General features: G+C 67.1%; 15 protein-coding genes. 2 read left to right on the forward strand and 13 right to left on the reverse strand.

Features of this window, described 5'->3' with window-relative positions:
* Positions 1–6 precede the first annotated feature (6 nt).
* A complete protein-coding gene (locus tag L5G33_RS18600) occupies positions 7–837 on the forward strand; it encodes an alpha/beta hydrolase (protein WP_236999668.1) in 831 nt (276 codons plus the stop codon).
* A gap of 4 nt (positions 838–841) precedes the next feature.
* On the opposite strand, the gene L5G33_RS18605 is transcribed toward L5G33_RS18600, so the two are convergent.
* The 10 genes from L5G33_RS18605 to L5G33_RS18650 form a co-directional block, all read right to left on the reverse strand.
* Positions 842–2632, reverse strand: coding sequence for an acyl-CoA dehydrogenase (locus L5G33_RS18605; RefSeq protein WP_236999669.1), 1791 nt, complete (start codon positions 2630–2632; stop codon positions 842–844).
* A gap of 30 nt (positions 2633–2662) precedes the next feature.
* A complete protein-coding gene (locus tag L5G33_RS18610) occupies positions 2663–3556 on the reverse strand; it encodes an SDR family NAD(P)-dependent oxidoreductase (RefSeq protein WP_236999670.1) in 894 nt (297 codons plus the stop codon).
* Positions 3557–3559: 3 nt separating this feature from the next.
* Positions 3560–3721, reverse strand: coding sequence for a hypothetical protein (locus tag L5G33_RS18615; protein ID WP_236999671.1), 162 nt, complete (start codon positions 3719–3721; stop codon positions 3560–3562).
* 46 nt (positions 3722–3767) lie between these two features.
* Complete coding sequence (locus L5G33_RS18620) at positions 3768–4454, reverse strand: hypothetical protein (protein ID WP_236999672.1); 687 nt, start codon at positions 4452–4454, stop codon at positions 3768–3770.
* Between the two features lie 19 nt (positions 4455–4473).
* The gene (locus L5G33_RS18625) at positions 4474–5925 is read right to left on the reverse strand and encodes a serine/threonine-protein kinase (RefSeq protein WP_236999673.1); all 1452 of its coding nucleotides are present in this window, start codon (positions 5923–5925) and stop codon (positions 4474–4476) included.
* A gap of 50 nt (positions 5926–5975) precedes the next feature.
* The gene (locus tag L5G33_RS18630; RefSeq protein ID WP_236999674.1) at positions 5976–6602 is read right to left on the reverse strand and encodes a TetR family transcriptional regulator; all 627 of its coding nucleotides are present in this window, start codon (positions 6600–6602) and stop codon (positions 5976–5978) included.
* Between the two features lie 6 nt (positions 6603–6608).
* The gene (locus tag L5G33_RS18635) at positions 6609–8837 is read right to left on the reverse strand and encodes an MMPL family transporter (protein WP_236999675.1); all 2229 of its coding nucleotides are present in this window, start codon (positions 8835–8837) and stop codon (positions 6609–6611) included.
* An 87-nt stretch (positions 8838–8924) separates the two neighbouring features.
* The gene (locus tag L5G33_RS18640; protein ID WP_236999676.1) at positions 8925–10352 is read right to left on the reverse strand and encodes a YibE/F family protein; all 1428 of its coding nucleotides are present in this window, start codon (positions 10350–10352) and stop codon (positions 8925–8927) included.
* A 32-nt stretch (positions 10353–10384) separates the two neighbouring features.
* Positions 10385–11542 (reverse strand): acyl-CoA dehydrogenase family protein, encoded by a 1158-nt coding sequence (locus tag L5G33_RS18645; RefSeq protein ID WP_236999677.1) that lies wholly within the window; start codon positions 11540–11542, stop codon positions 10385–10387.
* Between the two features lie 85 nt (positions 11543–11627).
* Entirely contained in the window at positions 11628–12209 is a 582-nt protein-coding gene (locus tag L5G33_RS18650; protein ID WP_236999678.1) for a TetR/AcrR family transcriptional regulator, read from the reverse strand.
* Between the two features lie 79 nt (positions 12210–12288).
* Between L5G33_RS18650 and L5G33_RS18655 the strand changes: the two genes are divergently transcribed.
* A complete protein-coding gene (locus L5G33_RS18655; RefSeq protein WP_236999679.1) occupies positions 12289–13065 on the forward strand; it encodes an SDR family oxidoreductase in 777 nt (258 codons plus the stop codon).
* A 58-nt stretch (positions 13066–13123) separates the two neighbouring features.
* Here the strand turns inward: L5G33_RS18655 and L5G33_RS18660 are convergent, their stop codons facing one another.
* From L5G33_RS18660 to L5G33_RS18670, 3 genes are all read right to left on the reverse strand, one after another.
* Positions 13124–13957, reverse strand: a complete 834-nt coding sequence (locus L5G33_RS18660; protein ID WP_236999680.1) for a PDDEXK family nuclease — start codon at positions 13955–13957, stop codon at positions 13124–13126.
* Between the two features lie 126 nt (positions 13958–14083).
* A complete protein-coding gene (locus tag L5G33_RS18665) occupies positions 14084–14701 on the reverse strand; it encodes a phosphoribosylanthranilate isomerase (protein ID WP_236999681.1) in 618 nt (205 codons plus the stop codon).
* A 23-nt stretch (positions 14702–14724) separates the two neighbouring features.
* The gene (locus tag L5G33_RS18670) at positions 14725–16752 is read right to left on the reverse strand and encodes a PTS sugar transporter subunit IIABC (protein ID WP_236999682.1); all 2028 of its coding nucleotides are present in this window, start codon (positions 16750–16752) and stop codon (positions 14725–14727) included.
* Position 16753: the final 1 nt, after the last annotated feature.

Consider the following 16753-nt stretch of genomic DNA (forward strand, 5'->3'; position numbering starts at 1 on the left):
CGCTGCATGAGCATCGAGACCTCGTCCGTCGTCGGCCGCCACGGCAACACCATCGTCTACGACGTCCACCGGCCCGACTCCGAGCCGGTGGGCGTCGTCGTCCTCGCGCACGGACTCGGTGAGCATGCCGGCCGCTACCAACACGTCGCACGCAAGTTCACCAATCTCGGCTACGTGGTGGTCGTGCCCGATCACGCGGGGCACGGCCGGTCTGACGGGAAACGGCTCGGCGTCACCGACTTCAGCGATTTCACCGCCGACCTGCACACCGTGATCTCCGCGATCGACGTCGACGGACCGCGCTTCCTGCTGGGACACAGCATGGGTGGCGCGATCGCGCTCTCGTATGCGCTCGATCATCAGGCCGAGTTGGCCGGACTCATCCTGTCCGGGGCCGCACTGGTCCCCGGCGCAGACCTTTCGGCGATCATGGTGAAGGCGGCTCCGGTGATCGGCCGGATCGCGCCGTGGCTACTCGCCACCGCGCTGCCCGCATCCGGCGTGAGTCGGGATCCGGAGGTCGTCGCCGCCTACGAGGCCGACCCGCTCGTCTGGCATGGCGGCATCCGCGCCGGACTCGGGGGAGCCCTCATCGCCGAGATGAAGACGTACCCGGATCGCCTCGGGTCTCTGACGATCCCGACGCTCATCCTGCACGGCGGCGCCGACGTCCTCACCAACCCCGACGGCAGTCGTATGGCGGCCCGCCTGGCGGGCGGCGACGACGTGACGTTGGCGATCTACCCGGAGCTATACCACGAGATCTTCAACGAACCCGAGCGCGACCAGGTGCTCACCGACGTGACCGACTGGGTCGTCGACCACACCGGCGCGTGAACGCCTACAGCCAGTTCGGGTCGGTGTCCATCGTGGTGCGGTCCAGCGATTCGAGCAAGTCGAACTGCACGGCCGTCTTCGGCAGCTCGTACGAGTAAAAGTAGCGGGCGGCTGCACGCTTGCCCTGATAGAAGTCGGCTTCCGGCGACGCGGCGGCGTCGGCGGCGAGCACCTGCTCGAGCCACATCCAGGCGACGACGATGTGGCCCGCCGCTTCCAGGTAGGCCGTCGCATTGGCGAGCGCGAGCTTCGGATCGCCCGGCGCCCACACCGCGGCGGTCACCTGGCCGAGTCTGCCGACGGCCTCAGCCAACGCTTCCGCGTGCTCGGCGGCCTCGTCGCCTGCTTCCCGGCCCTTCGTGATGGTCTCGCCGATCGCTTCGACGAGGACGCCGAGGCCTTCGCCGTCGTGCATAATCACCTTGCGGCCCAACAGGTCCAGGCCGTGGATGCCGTGCGCGCCCTCGTGGATCGGATTGAGGCGGTTGTCACGGTAGTTCTGTTCTACGTCGAATTCCGTGGTGTAGCCGTAGCCGCCGTGCACCTGGATGGCGAGACTGTTCGCCTCCAGGCACCACTGGCTCGGCCAGCTCTTAGCGATCGGTGTCAGCACTTCGAGGAGCAGGTGTGTGCGGTCGCGAGCCTCCGGGGGACCGGTGGTCTCCTCGTCGAGCAGCGACGAACAGTACAGCAAGAGCGCGAGCGCGCCCTCCACGTACGACTTCTGCGCCAGCAGCATCCGGGTGACGTCCGGGTGCTCGATGATCGGGATCGGTGCCGACTCGGGGTTCTTGTCGTCGACCGGACGGCCCTGCGTGCGGACCTTCGCGTACTCCAACGAGGTCCGGTAGCCGGCGTGGCCGAGCGCGGTCGCGAGGAACCCCACCCCGATGCGAGCCTCGTTCATCATGTTGAACATGTACTTCAGGCCTTGATGCTCTTCGCCGACGAGATATCCGACAGCGCCCGCGGGCGCTCCCTCGGCGGCATACGTTCCGTCGCCGAAGTTCAGCAGCGTATTGGTGGTGCCGCGGTTTCCCATCTTGTGGTTCAGGCCGACGAGCGCCACGTCGTTGCGGGTTCCGTCCGGCAGGACCTTGGGGACGACGAACAGTGAGATGCCCTTGACGCCGGGGCCGCCGCCGGGTGCTTTCGCGAGCACGAGGTGGACGATGTTCTCGGTCAGTTCGTGATCGCCGCCGGAGATCCACATCTTGGTGCCGGTCACCCGGTAGGTGCCGTCGTCGGCGGGCACGGCCTTCGTGGTGATGTCGGCCAGCGACGATCCGGCCTGCGGCTCGGACAGGCACATGGTTCCGAAGTACCGGCCTTCGAGCATGGGGCGCACCCAGGTGTCGATCTGTTCCGGCGTCCCGTACGTCGTCAACAGGTTGGCGTTGCCCACGGTCAGGAACGCGTACGACGTAGTCGGCGCGTTCTCGGCTTGGAAAAACGCCATCGACGCGCGGGCGACGGTGTTCGGCAACTGCATGCCGCCGAGGCCCTCGTCGAACGTGCCCGCCAGGAGACCTGCCTCTCCGAATGCCGACAGGGCCCGCCCGATCTCGGGCAGGAGCACCACCTCGCCGTCGTCACCGATGTACGGTTCGGTCTGGTCGGCCGACTTGTAGTGGGGTGCGAAGAGTCTGGTCGCCATGTCTTCGGACAGGTCGAGGACGGCGTCGAACGTGTCCCGTGAGTGCTCGGCGAAGCGTGGTCGCGAGGTCAGCGAGGTGACGTCGAGCCACTCGTGCAGCATGAAGTCGATGTCGCGGCGATTGAGATGCTCGGTCATGGGGCGATCATACGAGGAACGGTCGGTCGGTCAGATGCCGAGGCGTCCGATGATGCGGCCGACCGAGCGAGGGGACACGTCGCCGACGGCGCGCAGGATTGACGCGTAGCGCGGATACAGCTGCGCGGGCCGCTCCTGCACGGCGCGGAGAATCCACTCGCCTGCCTCCTCGGGCGTCAACGCCGGGGCATCGTCGTAGGATTCGGTCGGCGCGATCATCGGGGTCCGCACCAGCGGGAACCCGACCTGGGTGACGCAGACGCCGGTGTTCGCGCACTCGGAGTCGAGGGAGCGGCCGAACGCCGCGAGCGCCGACTTCGACGCGTGGTACGCGCCGAACTTCGGCATCGAACCGGCGTGGACGCCCCAGGTGACGACGTTGACGATCTGTCCGCGTCCGGCGTCGAGCATCGCGGGCAGCAGTCCGAGGGTGAGGGCGACGGGGCCGAAGTAGTTGACGGCCATCGTCCTCTCGTAATCGTGGAATCGGTCGACGGTGTCGAGCGCGGTCCGGCGGATGGACCGGCCGGCGTTGTTGACGAGGACATCAGGCGCCCCGAACGTCTCGAGGATCTCGGTGGCGAGACGTCGAGCGTCGTCGGGGTCGGCGAGGTTCGCGGTGAGAAGGTGTGCTGTTCCGCCTGCGGCGGTGATGTCGTCGAGGGTCTTCTGCAGGCCATCGATCCCGCGTGCGACGAGGACGAGTTCGGCGCCGTACGAAGCGAGGAGCCGGGCGGCCGCGTCACCGATGCCCGACGATGCGCCGGTGACGACGATCGTTCGACCACTCAGATCGTCGTCGTGAGTGCCTCCACTGAGCAAGTGACGGCCCACGTGACGGAGGTCGGTGAGTCCACGTGACGGATTCAACACGAAGTCACCGGTCGCGGAGACGACAGACTGGATCGAGTGCAGCCCGAACACGGTCTACTTGTGGTCCTTGATCACATCGCGAACCTCGTCCGCGCTGACATTCTTGGCGACTAACTTGCCGTTCTTCACCTTGCGAACGCTGTACTTGCCCGTCTTCTTGCCTGTGGCGACGTGAAGGCCTGCCTTCTTCGCCTTCTTGTTGAGTTCTTCCAGCACGCCTGGATCGTAGCCTGTGAAAATGAACAGGCGCGTCGGGTCGGCACTAACCGTGTTCGATGGCGGCCCGCACACGACGCTCGAGCGCGGCTGTCCCCTCGACGGGCAGCGCGATCAGGCCGTCGAGCGCGGATCTCGCTCGTGCGTACGCTTGTCGCCGCTCCTCGCCGGACGCCGCGTCGTTCATGGCGAGGGCGAGCAGGCGTTGGGCCTTGGCGAGTCGCTCCTGTTCGAGGGGACTGAAGTCGCCGCGCCGGCGACGTCTCGCCTCCTGCTCGGCGACCGTGAGCGACGTCGCGTACGCGTGGACGGCGTCCCGGTAGGCACGGACGGCAGTGGCGTCGGTGGAGTCGGCGGCTGGACGCAGGAGGTCGGCGCGGCTGCGATCACGGTGGAATGTCTCGGTGAGTGGTTCGCGCAGATCGACGAGCATCGGATAGTCGAGGAGCGTGGCCAGGTCGGTCTCGTAGGCGAACCAGGTGTCGTCGGCGCGCTGGTGTTCGGCGACGGCCGTCGCGAGTTCCGATCGCACGGACTCTACGTCCAGGGCTGCCCGGCTCTGCGCCTGCGCACGCGCCACCGACGCCTCCTGCTTGATCCGGTACCGCTCCAGGCGTCGCTGCGCGCGACGCTCGTTCCACGCGCTGATCCCGCGCATCACGCCGCCCACAGAACCCCCGAACACGAAGATGAGCCACCAATAGTTGCCGATCGCATCCCACACGCCGCTCATGGTTCGAGCGTAATCCCCGTCAGCAGATCTCGACGCCCACGGCGGTGACGTCGTCGAGGCGACGCGAGTTCGAGCCGCTGTACTGTGCGGCCGTCGCGCAGGTGTCGGCGAGCGACGAGCCTTCGAAGTAGACCGCGTATATCGGGTTGCCGTCGCTGCTCCGGCGCAGCGACGCGCACGACTGGTCTGTGCGCAGGTACTTCGAGCCGGGATATCGGGCTAGCGTGTCGCCGACCTCGCGGGCGTACGCGCCAGGGGCGGTCGCCGAGTAGACGATGGTGACCGTACGTCCGTCGCACGGCGGGGTGCTGATGGGCGTGGACAGGCCGAGGTCGCCGACGGCGCGCGAGGTCTCAGTCGTCTCCCGCGTGGTCTCGCGAGCCTTCGTGTCGGGCGTCTGCTGGGCTTCTGTGACGGTCGTCGTCACCCGCGAGTTCTCGGCGGGCTGCGTCGAAACGTCGGCGACCGTGTCCGGCGAGTCGTCTCCGCTGCTGTCGATGGCGAACCAGACGACTCCCGCGACCAATGCCACGACGAGTACGACGATGGCCGCCACGAGTGCGACGTGGCCGCCGTCGGTGCGCCCGGGTGGCGGGGGTGGGGGAGCCTGGGGTGGGGCAGTAGGAGGCGGGGAGAAATCGCGCACGGGTGCGGGGAGAGTAGGGGTGTAGCGGCCGGCGAGCGCGTCTCGGGCGGCAGCGGCGAACGCACCGCACGTCTGCACTCGCTGCGCCGGGCTCTTCGCAGTGCCCGCCGCTATCACCGGATCGAGGACGGTGCCGGTCGGCGCGACCGGCCTGGTCAGGTGGCCGCTGATGATCTGTTCGATGCTCGTCGCCGCGTAGGGCGGACTCCCGGTGACGGCTTCGAAGAGGACGCACGCCAGCGAGTAGACGTCGGCAGCCGGTGTGAGGCTCACCGAGTCGGCGAACCGTTCGGGCGCCATATAGGCGAACGAGCCGATCGCCGCGCCCGTCTGCGTCAACCGGGTGGCGCCTGCGGCCTGCGCGATCCCGAAGTCCACGAGGTACGCGAAGCCGTTGTCGTCGACCAGGATGTTCTCGGGCTTCACATCCCGGTGCAGCAGTCCGGACGCGTGGGCGGCGTCGAGCGCGCCCGCGATCTGGCCGACGATGTCGACCGCACGGTCGGTCGGCACCGGGCCGCCGCGGAGAATCGAGCGCAGATCCCGACCGTGCACGATCCGCATGTCGAGGTAGAGGCGACCGTCGATCTCACCGAAGTCGTGGATCGGGATGACGTGGGGGTCGTTCAGTCGCGCGACGGTTCGCGACTCACGCAGGAACCGAGCCCGGTACTCGGCGTCGTCGGCAAGATGGGCGGGTAGCAGTTTGAGCGCGACCGTTCGGTCCTTGACCGTGTCAACCGCCTCGTACACCTCGCCCATCCCGCCGCGCCCGAGCAGTCGGACGAGGCGGTACGGGCCGAGTGACATGTCGGGGGACGTCATGCGGGGAGTATATGGTGCGTCCGCACCGTTCCCTTGTCGCGGACGCCCGCTTAGACGGGCAGCCCCGCTTCGAGCAGGTCGAGAGCCTCGAGGCATTCCTCGAGTGTCGGAATCTCCCCGTCGCCGGTGTGACCGACCACGTGGAAGAGCACCCCGGCCGACGCCGCGATGAATACGCGCAGCCCGAGGCCGTCGGCAGGCACCCCGAGATAGTCGGCGATGAACCCACGCATCTCGATGAGGGCCTGGTCGGCTTGAGTCTGTTGTGCGGTGACCAGTGCGGGCTCGGTCTGGATCAGCCGGAACCTGTCCGGATTCGACGCCCACTCGTCGTCGCTGCCTGCCCGGTACAGCTCGGTGATGAGCCTGCGGACCAGATCGAACCGACCCAGCCCCGGCTCGATGGACCTCATCAACTCGTCTCGCACGTCGTCGAGGTCGTCGGACAGGACCACCTGCTCCTTGCTCTGGAAGTAGCGGAAGAAGGTGGTGTGGCTGACGTCGGCGGCATCGGCGATCTGCGCGACCGTGGTCGCGGCATAGCCCTGCTTTTCAAACAGCGACATCGCGGCCGAGCGGATGGCGTGGCGGGTGCGGGCCTTGTTGCGTTCCCGCAGACCCGGCCGCGGCCCCGAGGAGTCCCTCGGGGCCGCGGCCTGCAATGGCGTCTCAGACATCTGTGACTACTTCGCCTCGACCAGGTCCTCGTTCTCGGTGAGCAGTCCTGCGTCGCGGACCTTGCTGCCCTCGATGTCGAAGTCGACGACCACCTTGTCCAGCCACTTCGGCAGGCCCCATGCGCGGTCGCCGAGAAGGGCCAGCAGCGCGGGAACGACGATCATGCGAATGATGAACGCGTCGAAGAACACGGCGACGGCCAACGCGAAGCCCATCATCTTGGCCGTGGTGTCCGGCGCCAGCATGAACGCCGCGAACACGCTGATCATGATGACAGCGGCCGAACTGACGACGCGGGCGCCGTGACGGTAGCCGGCGATGATCGCATCCTTGGCGCTCATTCCGTGCATGAACTCCTCGCGCATTCGGGTCACCAGGAACACCTGGTAGTCCATCGCGAGACCGAACACCACGCCCACCAGGAAGATCGGCAGGAACGACAGGAGCGGCTTGGTGTGGTCGATTAGGCCCAGCGCGCCGTCGGTGAAGATCCACGAGGTGATGCCGAATGTAGCGAGCACCGAGAACACGAAGCCGAGCGTGCCGATGAGCGGCACCCAGAGCGACCGGAACACACCGATCATAATCAGGAACGCCAGACCGACGACCACCGCGATGTACGGGATCAGCGCGGAGTCGAGCTTGGCCGACAGGTCGGACATGATGGCTGTCTGACCACCGACGTGGAGTTCACCGCCGGCAGCTTCGGCGGCCGGAGCCAGATCGCGGATCTCCTCAACCAATGTGTGCGTCTCATCCGACGACGGTGAACTGATCGGCGTCACCACGATGATGGCGCTGTCGGCGCCGACGTTCGGATTCTTCGGGTCGGCGGTGCCGTTGCCCATCCAGGCGAGGGTGGCAGGCGCGACGACGCCGTCGAGCTTCTTGATGCTGTCGATCGTCTCGGTCGCGACCGTGTCGATCGTGCCGTCGTCGGTGTGCAGGACGACGTACAGCTCGCCGCCGATGCCTTCGCCGAATCCCTGAGCGATCAGCTCCTGGCCCGCCACCTGGTCGTCGGAGACGGTGTCCATGCCGAGCTTCATGCCGCTGGCCGGGATCGCCGCAGCGATCAGGATCGCCAGGCCACCCGCGATGAACGGGAGCGGACGCTTGGTCACCGACCTGCCGAACTTGGTGCCGAGCGTTTCGGTGTCCGGCCCGGGCGCGGCGTGCTTGATCCACGGGATGCGCGGGGTGAACGCGTACTTGCCGAACGCGCCGAGGAGCGCCGGGATCAGGGTGAGCCCGCCGAGGACGGCGACGATGACGGCGACCGCGGCACCCATGCCCATCTGGGTGATCAGCGGGATGCCGATGACCGTGAGGGCGGCGACAGCGATGACGACGGTCAGGCCGGCGAACACGACCGCGGTACCCGCCGTTCCGACGGCTCTGGCGGCCGCGTCCGCGGGGTCACCGCCCCGAGCGCGTTCGGTGCGATAGCGGGAGACGATGAACAGCGCGTAGTCGATGGAAACGGCGATGCCGAGCATCATGACGATCGCGGTCGCCGTCTGGTTGATGGACATGAACTCGGCCGACAGCGTCAGCAGGCCGATCGTCAGAATGACGCCGACGATACCGGTGACCAGCGGGATGAAGGCCGCGATGAGTGCGCCGAACGCGAGGATCATGATGACGAATGCGATCGCGAAACCGATCAGCTCGGCGGTTCCGCCCTGTTCCATCGCCGACATCACGCCGCCGGTCGCCTCCACCTGGAGGCCTCCGGTGCGGTGTTCGGCGAGGACGTCGAGGACGGCGTCCTTGTCGTCGACCGTGACGTCCATCAGGTCGATGCCCTGGTGAAGTGCGATCAGACCGACGCGGCCGTCATCACCGAGCACGGCGGCGGCCTTGTCGGGCATCGCCTGCGCGACGGTGACCGGGTTCGCGATCGTGTCGGCGCCGGTGACCTCGGGCAGCTTCTTCAGGTCGGCGACGAGAGAGTCGATCTCGCTGGCGTGTTTGGCCAGGCCGTCGTCGGCTGCGATCACGATGTTCGTCGACGCTTCGGTCTGCTGCTGGTTGACAGCGGGGAAGTACTCCTCCATCTGCTCCATCGCGGTACCGCCGTCGGTGCCCGGCATCTCGAAGTCCTGAGCGAACTTGGGTTGAAGTGCGCTGATCAGCGAGAAGACCACAGCGAGGGCTGCGATCCACACGCCGAGCACCCACCATTTGTGGCGGAATGAGAACCGTCCTACACGAAACAGAAAGGATGACATGAGAACTATTGTTACTCACTAACAGTTTTCCGCGCCACTGGAAATTAAGTGGCGGTCATCTCCCGTCCGGCGGCACCGTGCCGACCGTCACGCTGGAGTTTTGCCGCCCGGTACGACGAGCGCGGCGGCGACCGCCGTCGTCAATGGCACCGACAGCGCCAACGCGATGCCGCCGACGAACGCGCGCGCCAGTTCGATCGCGACCTCTTCGGACGTGAGGAGCGACGAGGCCGGTTGCGCGGCGACCGAGAACAACAACAGCAACGGGAGAGCGCTGCCCGCGTACGCGAACACCAGCGTGTAGACAGTGCTCGCGATGTGGTCGCGGCCGACCCGCATCGCGGCACGGAACGCACCGAGGCGCGTCTGACCGGGCATTGCCGCGAGTTCGAACGTCGCCGACGCCTGCGTGATGGTCACGTCGTTCAACACGCCGAGCGTGCCGATCACGAAACCCGCCAACAGCAGGCCGTTCAACGAGAGCGTCCCCTGATACAACTGCAGGCTCTTCGTCGAATCCGCGGAGAGACCGGTCAACTCGAGACTGCTGATCGCCGCGCTGCTGAGCAGCCCCGCGACGACGAGTGACGCTAGGGTGCCGACCAGCGCGGCGCTCGTGCGGAGAGTGACCCCGTGCGCGAGATAAAGGACCACGAACAGGATCGCGGCCGCCGACACGATCGCGACCACGACGACGTCGTGCCCGTCCAATATCGACGGCAGCGTGAAGAACCCGAGAATCGCGAACGCCACCGCGAGGCCGATGATTGCGCGGAGACCGCGCCAGGTGGCGACGACGACCACGGCCAGCACGAACGCGACCGCCCAGAAGATTAGCGGCGTCCCGCGCGTGTAGTCGTAGAACGCGTACGTCAGCGTGTCGTCGTCGGCGTCGATGCTGTGCGACGGCATCGCGCTGACCCGGATCTCGTCGTCCACCGACAGGCTCGGCTGCCCGGGCTGCGGATCATTCGGGGCTCCGGCGTCGATGGACTGCGAATCCGGTCCCGACCCCGACTGTGCCGCGTTCGTCGGGATCGACAGCGCGGTGTACTGGCCGCTGTTCGGCCCCGAATCGAGGTGCAGGACCGCGGCGATGCACGGGCCGCCGGTCGTCGGGATCATCGGATACTCGGCCGTCGGCTTGCCCGAGTCGACGACCGAACAGTCAGCGCGCGTCTGCGAGACGACCGTCGCGTCGTAGATCTGCAGTGGCCCGCCGTCTGACGACTGGAACTGCAGGGGGATGGGGTGGTCGTCGTCGGACGGCCAGGTCATGATCGCGCCGACCGTCACGAACAGCGCGGCGATCGCGAGCACCACGATCACCGCGGGCTTGGCGTACCGGGTGAGGACCCCGGGGATGTCGCCCCCGTGACTGTGGCCGTGGTTGTGGCCGTCGCCCGGAGCGGGACTGGGTTCGGGGTCGGGGCGGGCCGCGGGTGCTTGACGGCGCGGCCGTGGCTTCGTCGCCGGTTCGGGGGTGGGTTCCGGGTCGGGAAGGCGGTGGCTCACGCCGTCAAGCGTCGCATGTCAGTGACTCTCGGTCACAGCCCCATGTTCTTCGCGATGATCGAACGCATTACTTCGCTGGTCCCGCCGTAGATGCGGTTCACCCGGTTGTCGGCGTACAGGCGCGCGATCGGGTACTCGTTCATGTAGCCGTAGCCGCCGTGCAGCTGGAGGCAGCGGTCGATGACGTCCGACGCGGCCTCGGTGCAGAACAACTTCGCCGACGCTGCGTCGGCCGCCGTCAGCTCACCCTTGTCGTACGCCTCGAGGGCGCGGTCGACGACGGCCTCCATTGCGTCGACCTGCGCCTTGCAGGCGGCCAGCTCGAACTTGGAGTTCTGGAACGACGCCACCGGTTTGCCGAACACCTGGCGTTCCTGCGTGTATTCCTTGGCGAAGCGGATCGCCGCCGACCCCTGTGCGTACGCGCCGACTGCGATCGACAGGCGCTCGCGCGGCAGGTGCTGGCCCAGGTAGTAGAAGCCCTGGTTCTCTTCGCCGAGAAGGTCCTCGACCGGGACGAGGACGTCGGTGAACGAGAGCTCCGCGGTGTCCGAGACGCGCAGACCGATCTTGTCGAGCTTGCGGCCGACCTCGTAGCCCTTCGACGTGGTGTCGACGACGAGCAGGCTGATGCCGAAACGACGATGGGTCTCGCTGGGGGTTGAGGTCCGGGCGCAGACGATGACGCGGTCGGCGTTGACGCCGCCGGTGATGAACGTCTTCGAACCGTTGAGGACGTAGTGGGTGCCGTCCTCGGTCAGCTTGGCGGTGGTCCGCATGCCCGCCAGGTCCGAACCGGTGCCCGGCTCGGTCATCGCGATCGCGAACATCGTCTCACCGGTCGCCATCGCGGGCAGCCAGCGCTGCTTCTGCTCGTCGTTGGCTTGCGCCAGCAGGTACGGCAGGCACAGGGGGATGTGCACCGACGAACCGCCGAGGCTGACGCCTGCGCGTGCCATCTCCTCGGTCATGACGGCCTCGTACTTGTAGGAGTCGACGCCTGCGCCGCCGAACTCCTCGGGGACCTCGATGCCGAACACACCGAGCTCGCCGACCTTCTTGTAGAACTCGCGCGGCACGATGCCTGCCTCGAGCCACTGGTCGTAGACGGGGACGATCTCAGATTCGATGAAGGCCCGGATGGTCTCGCGGAACGCTTCGTGGTCTTCGGTGTAGATGTCGCGGCGCACAGCGCCTCCTTGTCTGTGGATCGGGTACACCGTCTGTTGATCGGGTACACCGGGCCGCCGTGTGGCAGCCCGGAAGAGTGAACGGTCAGCGGGCGCCGACCATGGCCGACGTGAGTTCGGCGTAGTAGTCGCCGACCGATTCCGGGCTCCACGTCCGCCCGTCGCGGAACCACCGGGACACGTCGATGCCCAGCGACGAGATCGCCGTCGTCGTCATCGCGACGTCGCTGACCGTGAACTCGCCGGACTCGACACCGTCCTCGATGACCCGGGTGAACGTACGGTCGATGCGGACGCGGATCGCGACGATCTCGGCGAGATGCTCGGGTTCGAGCTTGGTCATCTCGTAGTTGACGACGCGCGAACTCGCGTGGTGCTGCGCGTGGTAGATGACGAATTCGCGGACGATGTTGCGCAGGCGCGTGGTGGCATCGGGCGCGGAGTCGTCTGCGGTCTGGACGATGCCGAGGATCTGCTCGTGGCCCGCCTTGGTGATCTCGTACAGCAGGGCCTCCTTGGAGGCGTAGTGCACGTAGACCGCGGCCGGACTCATGCCTGCGGCCGCGGCGATGTGGCGGGTGCTCGTCCCGTGGAAACCGTGTTCGGCGAAGGAGGCCATCGCGCCGTCTTGGAGTCGAGCGCGAGTGAGTTCGGATTTCGATACCACGGCCTGCTCCTCTCTGGCACACTGTCGATGAAACTAAGCGACCGCTTATTTTGCAGACTACACGACTCGAGGAGACCTCATGACTTCGGATTCCACCGCTCGACGCGTCGTCGTCACCGGAGCCGCCGCGGGTATCGGGCGCGCCATCGCTGCCAAACTCGCGGCCGAAGGCGCGAAGGTCATGGTCAACGACCTCGACGCCGACGCCGTCCACGCGCTCGCGCACGAGATCGGCGCGATCGCCGCGCCGGGCGACGCCGCGTCGCCCGAAGGCGCCGACGGTCTCGTCGCGACCGCCAACGAGTGGCTCGGCGGTGTCGACGTCTGGTTCGGCAACGCGGGCATCGACCGAGGGCGCGGGCTCGCGGCGTCCGACGACGACTGGACCGACTCGTGGGAAGTCAACGTGATGGCGCATGTGCGTGCGGCCCGCGCGCTCGTCCCGCAGTGGGTGGCGCAGGGCGGCGGTCGCTACGTCGTCACCGCGTCTGCCGCGGGCATGCTCACCATGCTCGGCGCCCCCGCGTACTCGACGACCAAACACGGCGCGATCGGCTTCGCCGAATGGTTGTCGGCCACGTACCGCCACCAAGGTGTCGTGGTGCAGGCGATCTGCCCGCAAGGCGTCCGCACTCGCATCTACGAGGAGTCGGGCGACCTCAAAGAGGTCCTGTCGCACGACGCCGTGCTCGAACCGTCCGACATCGCCGACGCCGCCTGGAATGCGCTGCAGACCGACGAGTTCTACATCCTGCCGCACCCGCAGGTCCGCGACTACTACCTGGCGCGCGCGACCTCGCCCGACCGCTGGCTCGGCGGCATGAACCGGATTCAGCGGAGCCTCGACGGGCGATGAGCGGGCACAACTCTCACGTATATGGACACTCGGAGCCGAAATCGGCTGTTTCGGCCCCCTACGTGAGAGTTGTGCCCAGCGGGGGTACGTCGACGCGTCGCATGTGTTCACCGCGGCGGACCAATTCGACGATGAGCGGGCCGACTGAACTCCACTGGTAGACGACTTGCGTGTACGTCAGCCGCACCGGGTGATACCCGAGCGCGTGCGCCTGTAGGTCGCGGAGGCGGTCGTTCTCGTAGGCGTCGGTGCTGAGATGGAATGCGGCGCCGTCGACTTCGATGATCAACGAGGTCCCGATGAGGAAGTCCACACGGCCGACCAAGGGGATCACCGCCTGTGGCCGGGCCCGGATGTGTTCGGCCTGCAGGCGTAGGCGCACCATCGTCTCGATGCCCGACTCTGCGCGGCCATCGACCCGATTGAGGACCCGACGTAGTCGGCGCGGCCCGCCCGCGAACTCCGCGGCCAGGTCCGAACCGGTCATCAGGCCGAGGTTGATGACGGAGTCGCACACCACGACGAAGTCCTCAGGCGACAGACACCGGGATGCGTGGCGGAGTGCTGTGAGCAGGTCGTCGACCGCGGAGAGTTCGGGCGGCTGGCGTCCCGACTGCCGGCACCAGTCGGGGTGCTCTCGGCTTGCGCCGTCGTTCCCCCGGATGTGGAGCTTGTCGGCGGGCGGCACCCACACTCCGTGCATCCGCAGCGCGGACGCACACGAGAGGACGCCGCCCGCGCGGACCGCATGGACCGTCTCATTGCGCGCGGACGCGAGTGCGTACCAACCGCGTCTGAGACGGACGAGTGTGCCGTCCGCAATAGCGTGCCGCAACTCGATTCGCGGCGCACGCTCCGTCAACTGTCCCCACCGATAGACCCCCGTGTCCATGTCGGAATTGTCGTCTAGGTGGAGGCTGTCTGGCACGGTTTCCGAATACCGGCACAACTCTCACGTATACCGGCACAACTCTCACGTATATGGACATTGGAGGCCGAATTCCACTGTGTCGGCCGCCTACGTGAGACTTGTGCCAGCGGCCTTGGCGTTGACGACGAAAGCGCGCACGGCCGTGTGGTCTTTCACGCCCGGCGCCGACTCCACGCCGCTGGAGACGTCGACGCCCCACGGGCTCGCCTGCGCGACCGCGTCGGCGACGTTGTCCGCGGTGAGACCGCCCGCGAGGAGCCAGCGGCCGGTGACGCCGCGGTCGGTGAGAACCGACAGGTCCCACCGTTCGCCCGAGCCGGGCCGCGGCGCGTCGAGCAGCAGACTCTCCTCGCCGTAGGCTCCGACCTGCAGCGGGGGGTCGTTCGCGAGCGACGTTGCACGCCACAGCCGCGGAAGTACGGCGGCAGCGGCGGCGAAGTCGTCGGCCGCGTAGCGTCCGTGCAGCTGCAGCACCGAGAAGCCCAGGTCGGCGGCGATGTGCGCGGCGTCGACGGCGAGCATGTCGTTGACGACGAGGACGGTGTCGACGCGGCCACTTGTCCGCTCGATGATCGTCCGCGCGGTCTCGGCGTCGACGGCACGTGCACTGGTCCGGTTCATCACGACGCCGATCGCGTCGGCTCCCGCGTCGACGGCGACGTCGACCGTCGCCGGATCGGTGAGCCCGCAGACCTTCACATACATGCGGCCAACGGTACCGGCCCCGGTCAGGTCAGTTCGACGACGGCGGACTTGTTGTTCATCACCACCACCGGGGTCACCGTGAGGTAACCGGCTGCCTCGATCTTGCCGAGGTCGACGTTCAGGATCGGCTGGCCGCGGGAGACCGTGTCACCCGCGGCGACGAGCGGCTCGAATCCGTCGCCCTTCATCTTGACGGTGTCGAGCCCGACGTGGATGAGGACTTCGGTGCCGTCCTCCAGGCGCAGCCCGATCGCATGGCCGGTGGGGAACACGGTGACCACGGTCGCGTCGGCCGGTGCCGTCACTTCGCCCGAGGTGGGGACCACCGCTGCGCCCGGGCCCATCATGCCCGACGAGAATGTCGCGTCCGGCACCTCCGACAGGGCGATCGCATAGCCGGGGATCGGTCGGTGCAGGACGACGGTCTCGGCCGTCTTCTCCAGCACCGCGACCGATGCCGACGACTCGTCAGCATCGGGCACGACGTCGGGGACATCAGCTGCGGCCGGTGCTTCGATGTCGCCGGCCAGGACCTTCTCCATCGCGTCCTTCACGAACTGCACGTTGAGGCCGTAAATCACTTGGACCGATCTGCCCCCGGGCTTGATCGTTCCCGCGGCGCCTGCGCGTTTGAGGGCGGGCTCGTCGACGATCGACGGATCGTTGATCTCCATCCGCAGGCGGGTCGCGCAATTGTCGAGTTCGGCGATGTTGCTCTTGCCGCCGAGCGCGTCGATGAACTTGACGGCGGTGCCCACGAAACCCGCCGACCCCGAGTCGCCGCCGTCGACGTCGTCCGGGTCGTCGTCTTCGCGCCCGGGGGTCTTGAGTCGGAACTTCAGGATGACCCACCGGAAGACGAAGAAGTAGATGACGAACCACACCGCACCCATTACGAGGATGATCCACGGGTTCTCGGCCAGCGGGTTGGTCCAATTGAGCATCAGGTCGACGAAGCCGCCGGAGAACCCGAAGCCCATGCGGACCGGGAGTAGGGAGCTGATCGCCATCGAGATGCCCATGAACACCGCGTGGATCAGATACAGCGGCGGCGCGAGGAACATGAACGCGAACTCGAGCGGCTCGGTGACGCCGACGAAGAACGACGACACCGCGCCGGACAGCAGGATGCCGTAGGCGATCTTCTTGCGCTTGGTCTTCGCCGTCACGTACATCGCCAGCGCCGCACCGGGCAGGCCGAACATCATGACGGGGAAGAAGCCGGTCATGTATTGACCGGTGACACCGAACTCGCCGTCGCCCGCGAGGAAGTTGTTGAGGTCGTTGATGCCGGCGACGTCGAACCAGAACACCGAGTTGAGGGCGTGGTGCAGCCCGAACGGGATGAGGAGCCGGTTGAAGAAGCCGTAGAGTCCGGTGCCGACGGCCCCGAGGTCGACGATGTGTTCGCCGAACCACACGAGGCCGCTGTAGATCAGCGGCCACAGGAACAGCAGGACCAGACCGACGATGAGCGAGACGCCCGCGGTGACGATGGCGACCGATCGTCGGCCGGAGAAGAACGAGAGGGCGTCGGGCAGCTTGACCGACTTGAACCGGTTGTAGCAGGCGGCGCCGATGATGCCGCACAGGATGCCGATGAACGCGTTCTGGAACGAGCCGGGGGCGAACGCCGCGTTGATGTCCGGCGACGCGAGCATCCACTGCCCGTGCTCTTGGACGATCTTCTCGCCTTCGGCGAGGGTCGCCCCATCCTCGAGTGGTGTGCTCGTGTAGTCGCGGGAGAGCAGCGTCATCACTGATGACGGGGCGAGGAGGCTCGTGATGACCAGCCACGACACGAGCCCGGCGAGCGCGGACGTGCCGTCGGACTTGCGGGCCATGCCGATCGAGACACCGACCGCGAACAGCAGTGCCATGTTGTCGAGGATCGCCAGGCCTGCGGTCTGCAGGAACGATGTGACGACGTTGGTCTGATCGTCGTTGATGCCGATGATCCAGTTGGCGATACCGACGAGGATCGCGGCGACCGGCAGCACCGCGACCGGCAGCATGATCGACTTGCCGAGATTCTGCAGGAACTTCATCATG

The organism is Gordonia liuliyuniae, from assembly GCF_021738805.1.
GTDB classification, from domain to species: Bacteria; Actinomycetota; Actinomycetes; order Mycobacteriales; family Mycobacteriaceae; genus Gordonia; species Gordonia liuliyuniae.

Excerpts from the sequence above, each read along its gene's own strand:
- L5G33_RS18620 (WP_236999672.1), bottom strand. The coding sequence starts at position 4,454 with ATGAGCGGCGTGTGGGATGCGATCGGCAACTATTGGTGGCTCATCTTC.
- L5G33_RS18605 (WP_236999669.1), bottom strand. The coding sequence starts at position 2,632 with ATGACCGAGCATCTCAATCGCCGCGACATCGACTTCATGCTGCACGAG.
- L5G33_RS18665 (WP_236999681.1), bottom strand. The coding sequence starts at position 14,701 with ATGTATGTGAAGGTCTGCGGGCTCACCGATCCGGCGACGGTCGACGTC.
- L5G33_RS18600 (WP_236999668.1), top strand. The coding sequence starts at position 7 with ATGAGCATCGAGACCTCGTCCGTCGTCGGCCGCCACGGCAACACCATC.
- L5G33_RS18635 (WP_236999675.1), bottom strand. The coding sequence starts at position 8,837 with ATGTCATCCTTTCTGTTTCGTGTAGGACGGTTCTCATTCCGCCACAAA.
- L5G33_RS18625 (WP_236999673.1), bottom strand. The coding sequence starts at position 5,925 with ATGACGTCCCCCGACATGTCACTCGGCCCGTACCGCCTCGTCCGACTG.
- L5G33_RS18630 (WP_236999674.1), bottom strand. The coding sequence starts at position 6,602 with ATGTCTGAGACGCCATTGCAGGCCGCGGCCCCGAGGGACTCCTCGGGG.
- L5G33_RS18655 (WP_236999679.1), top strand. The coding sequence starts at position 12,289 with ATGACTTCGGATTCCACCGCTCGACGCGTCGTCGTCACCGGAGCCGCC.
- L5G33_RS18660 (WP_236999680.1), bottom strand. The coding sequence starts at position 13,957 with ATGGACACGGGGGTCTATCGGTGGGGACAGTTGACGGAGCGTGCGCCG.
- L5G33_RS18670 (WP_236999682.1), bottom strand. The coding sequence starts at position 16,752 with ATGATGAAGTTCCTGCAGAATCTCGGCAAGTCGATCATGCTGCCGGTC.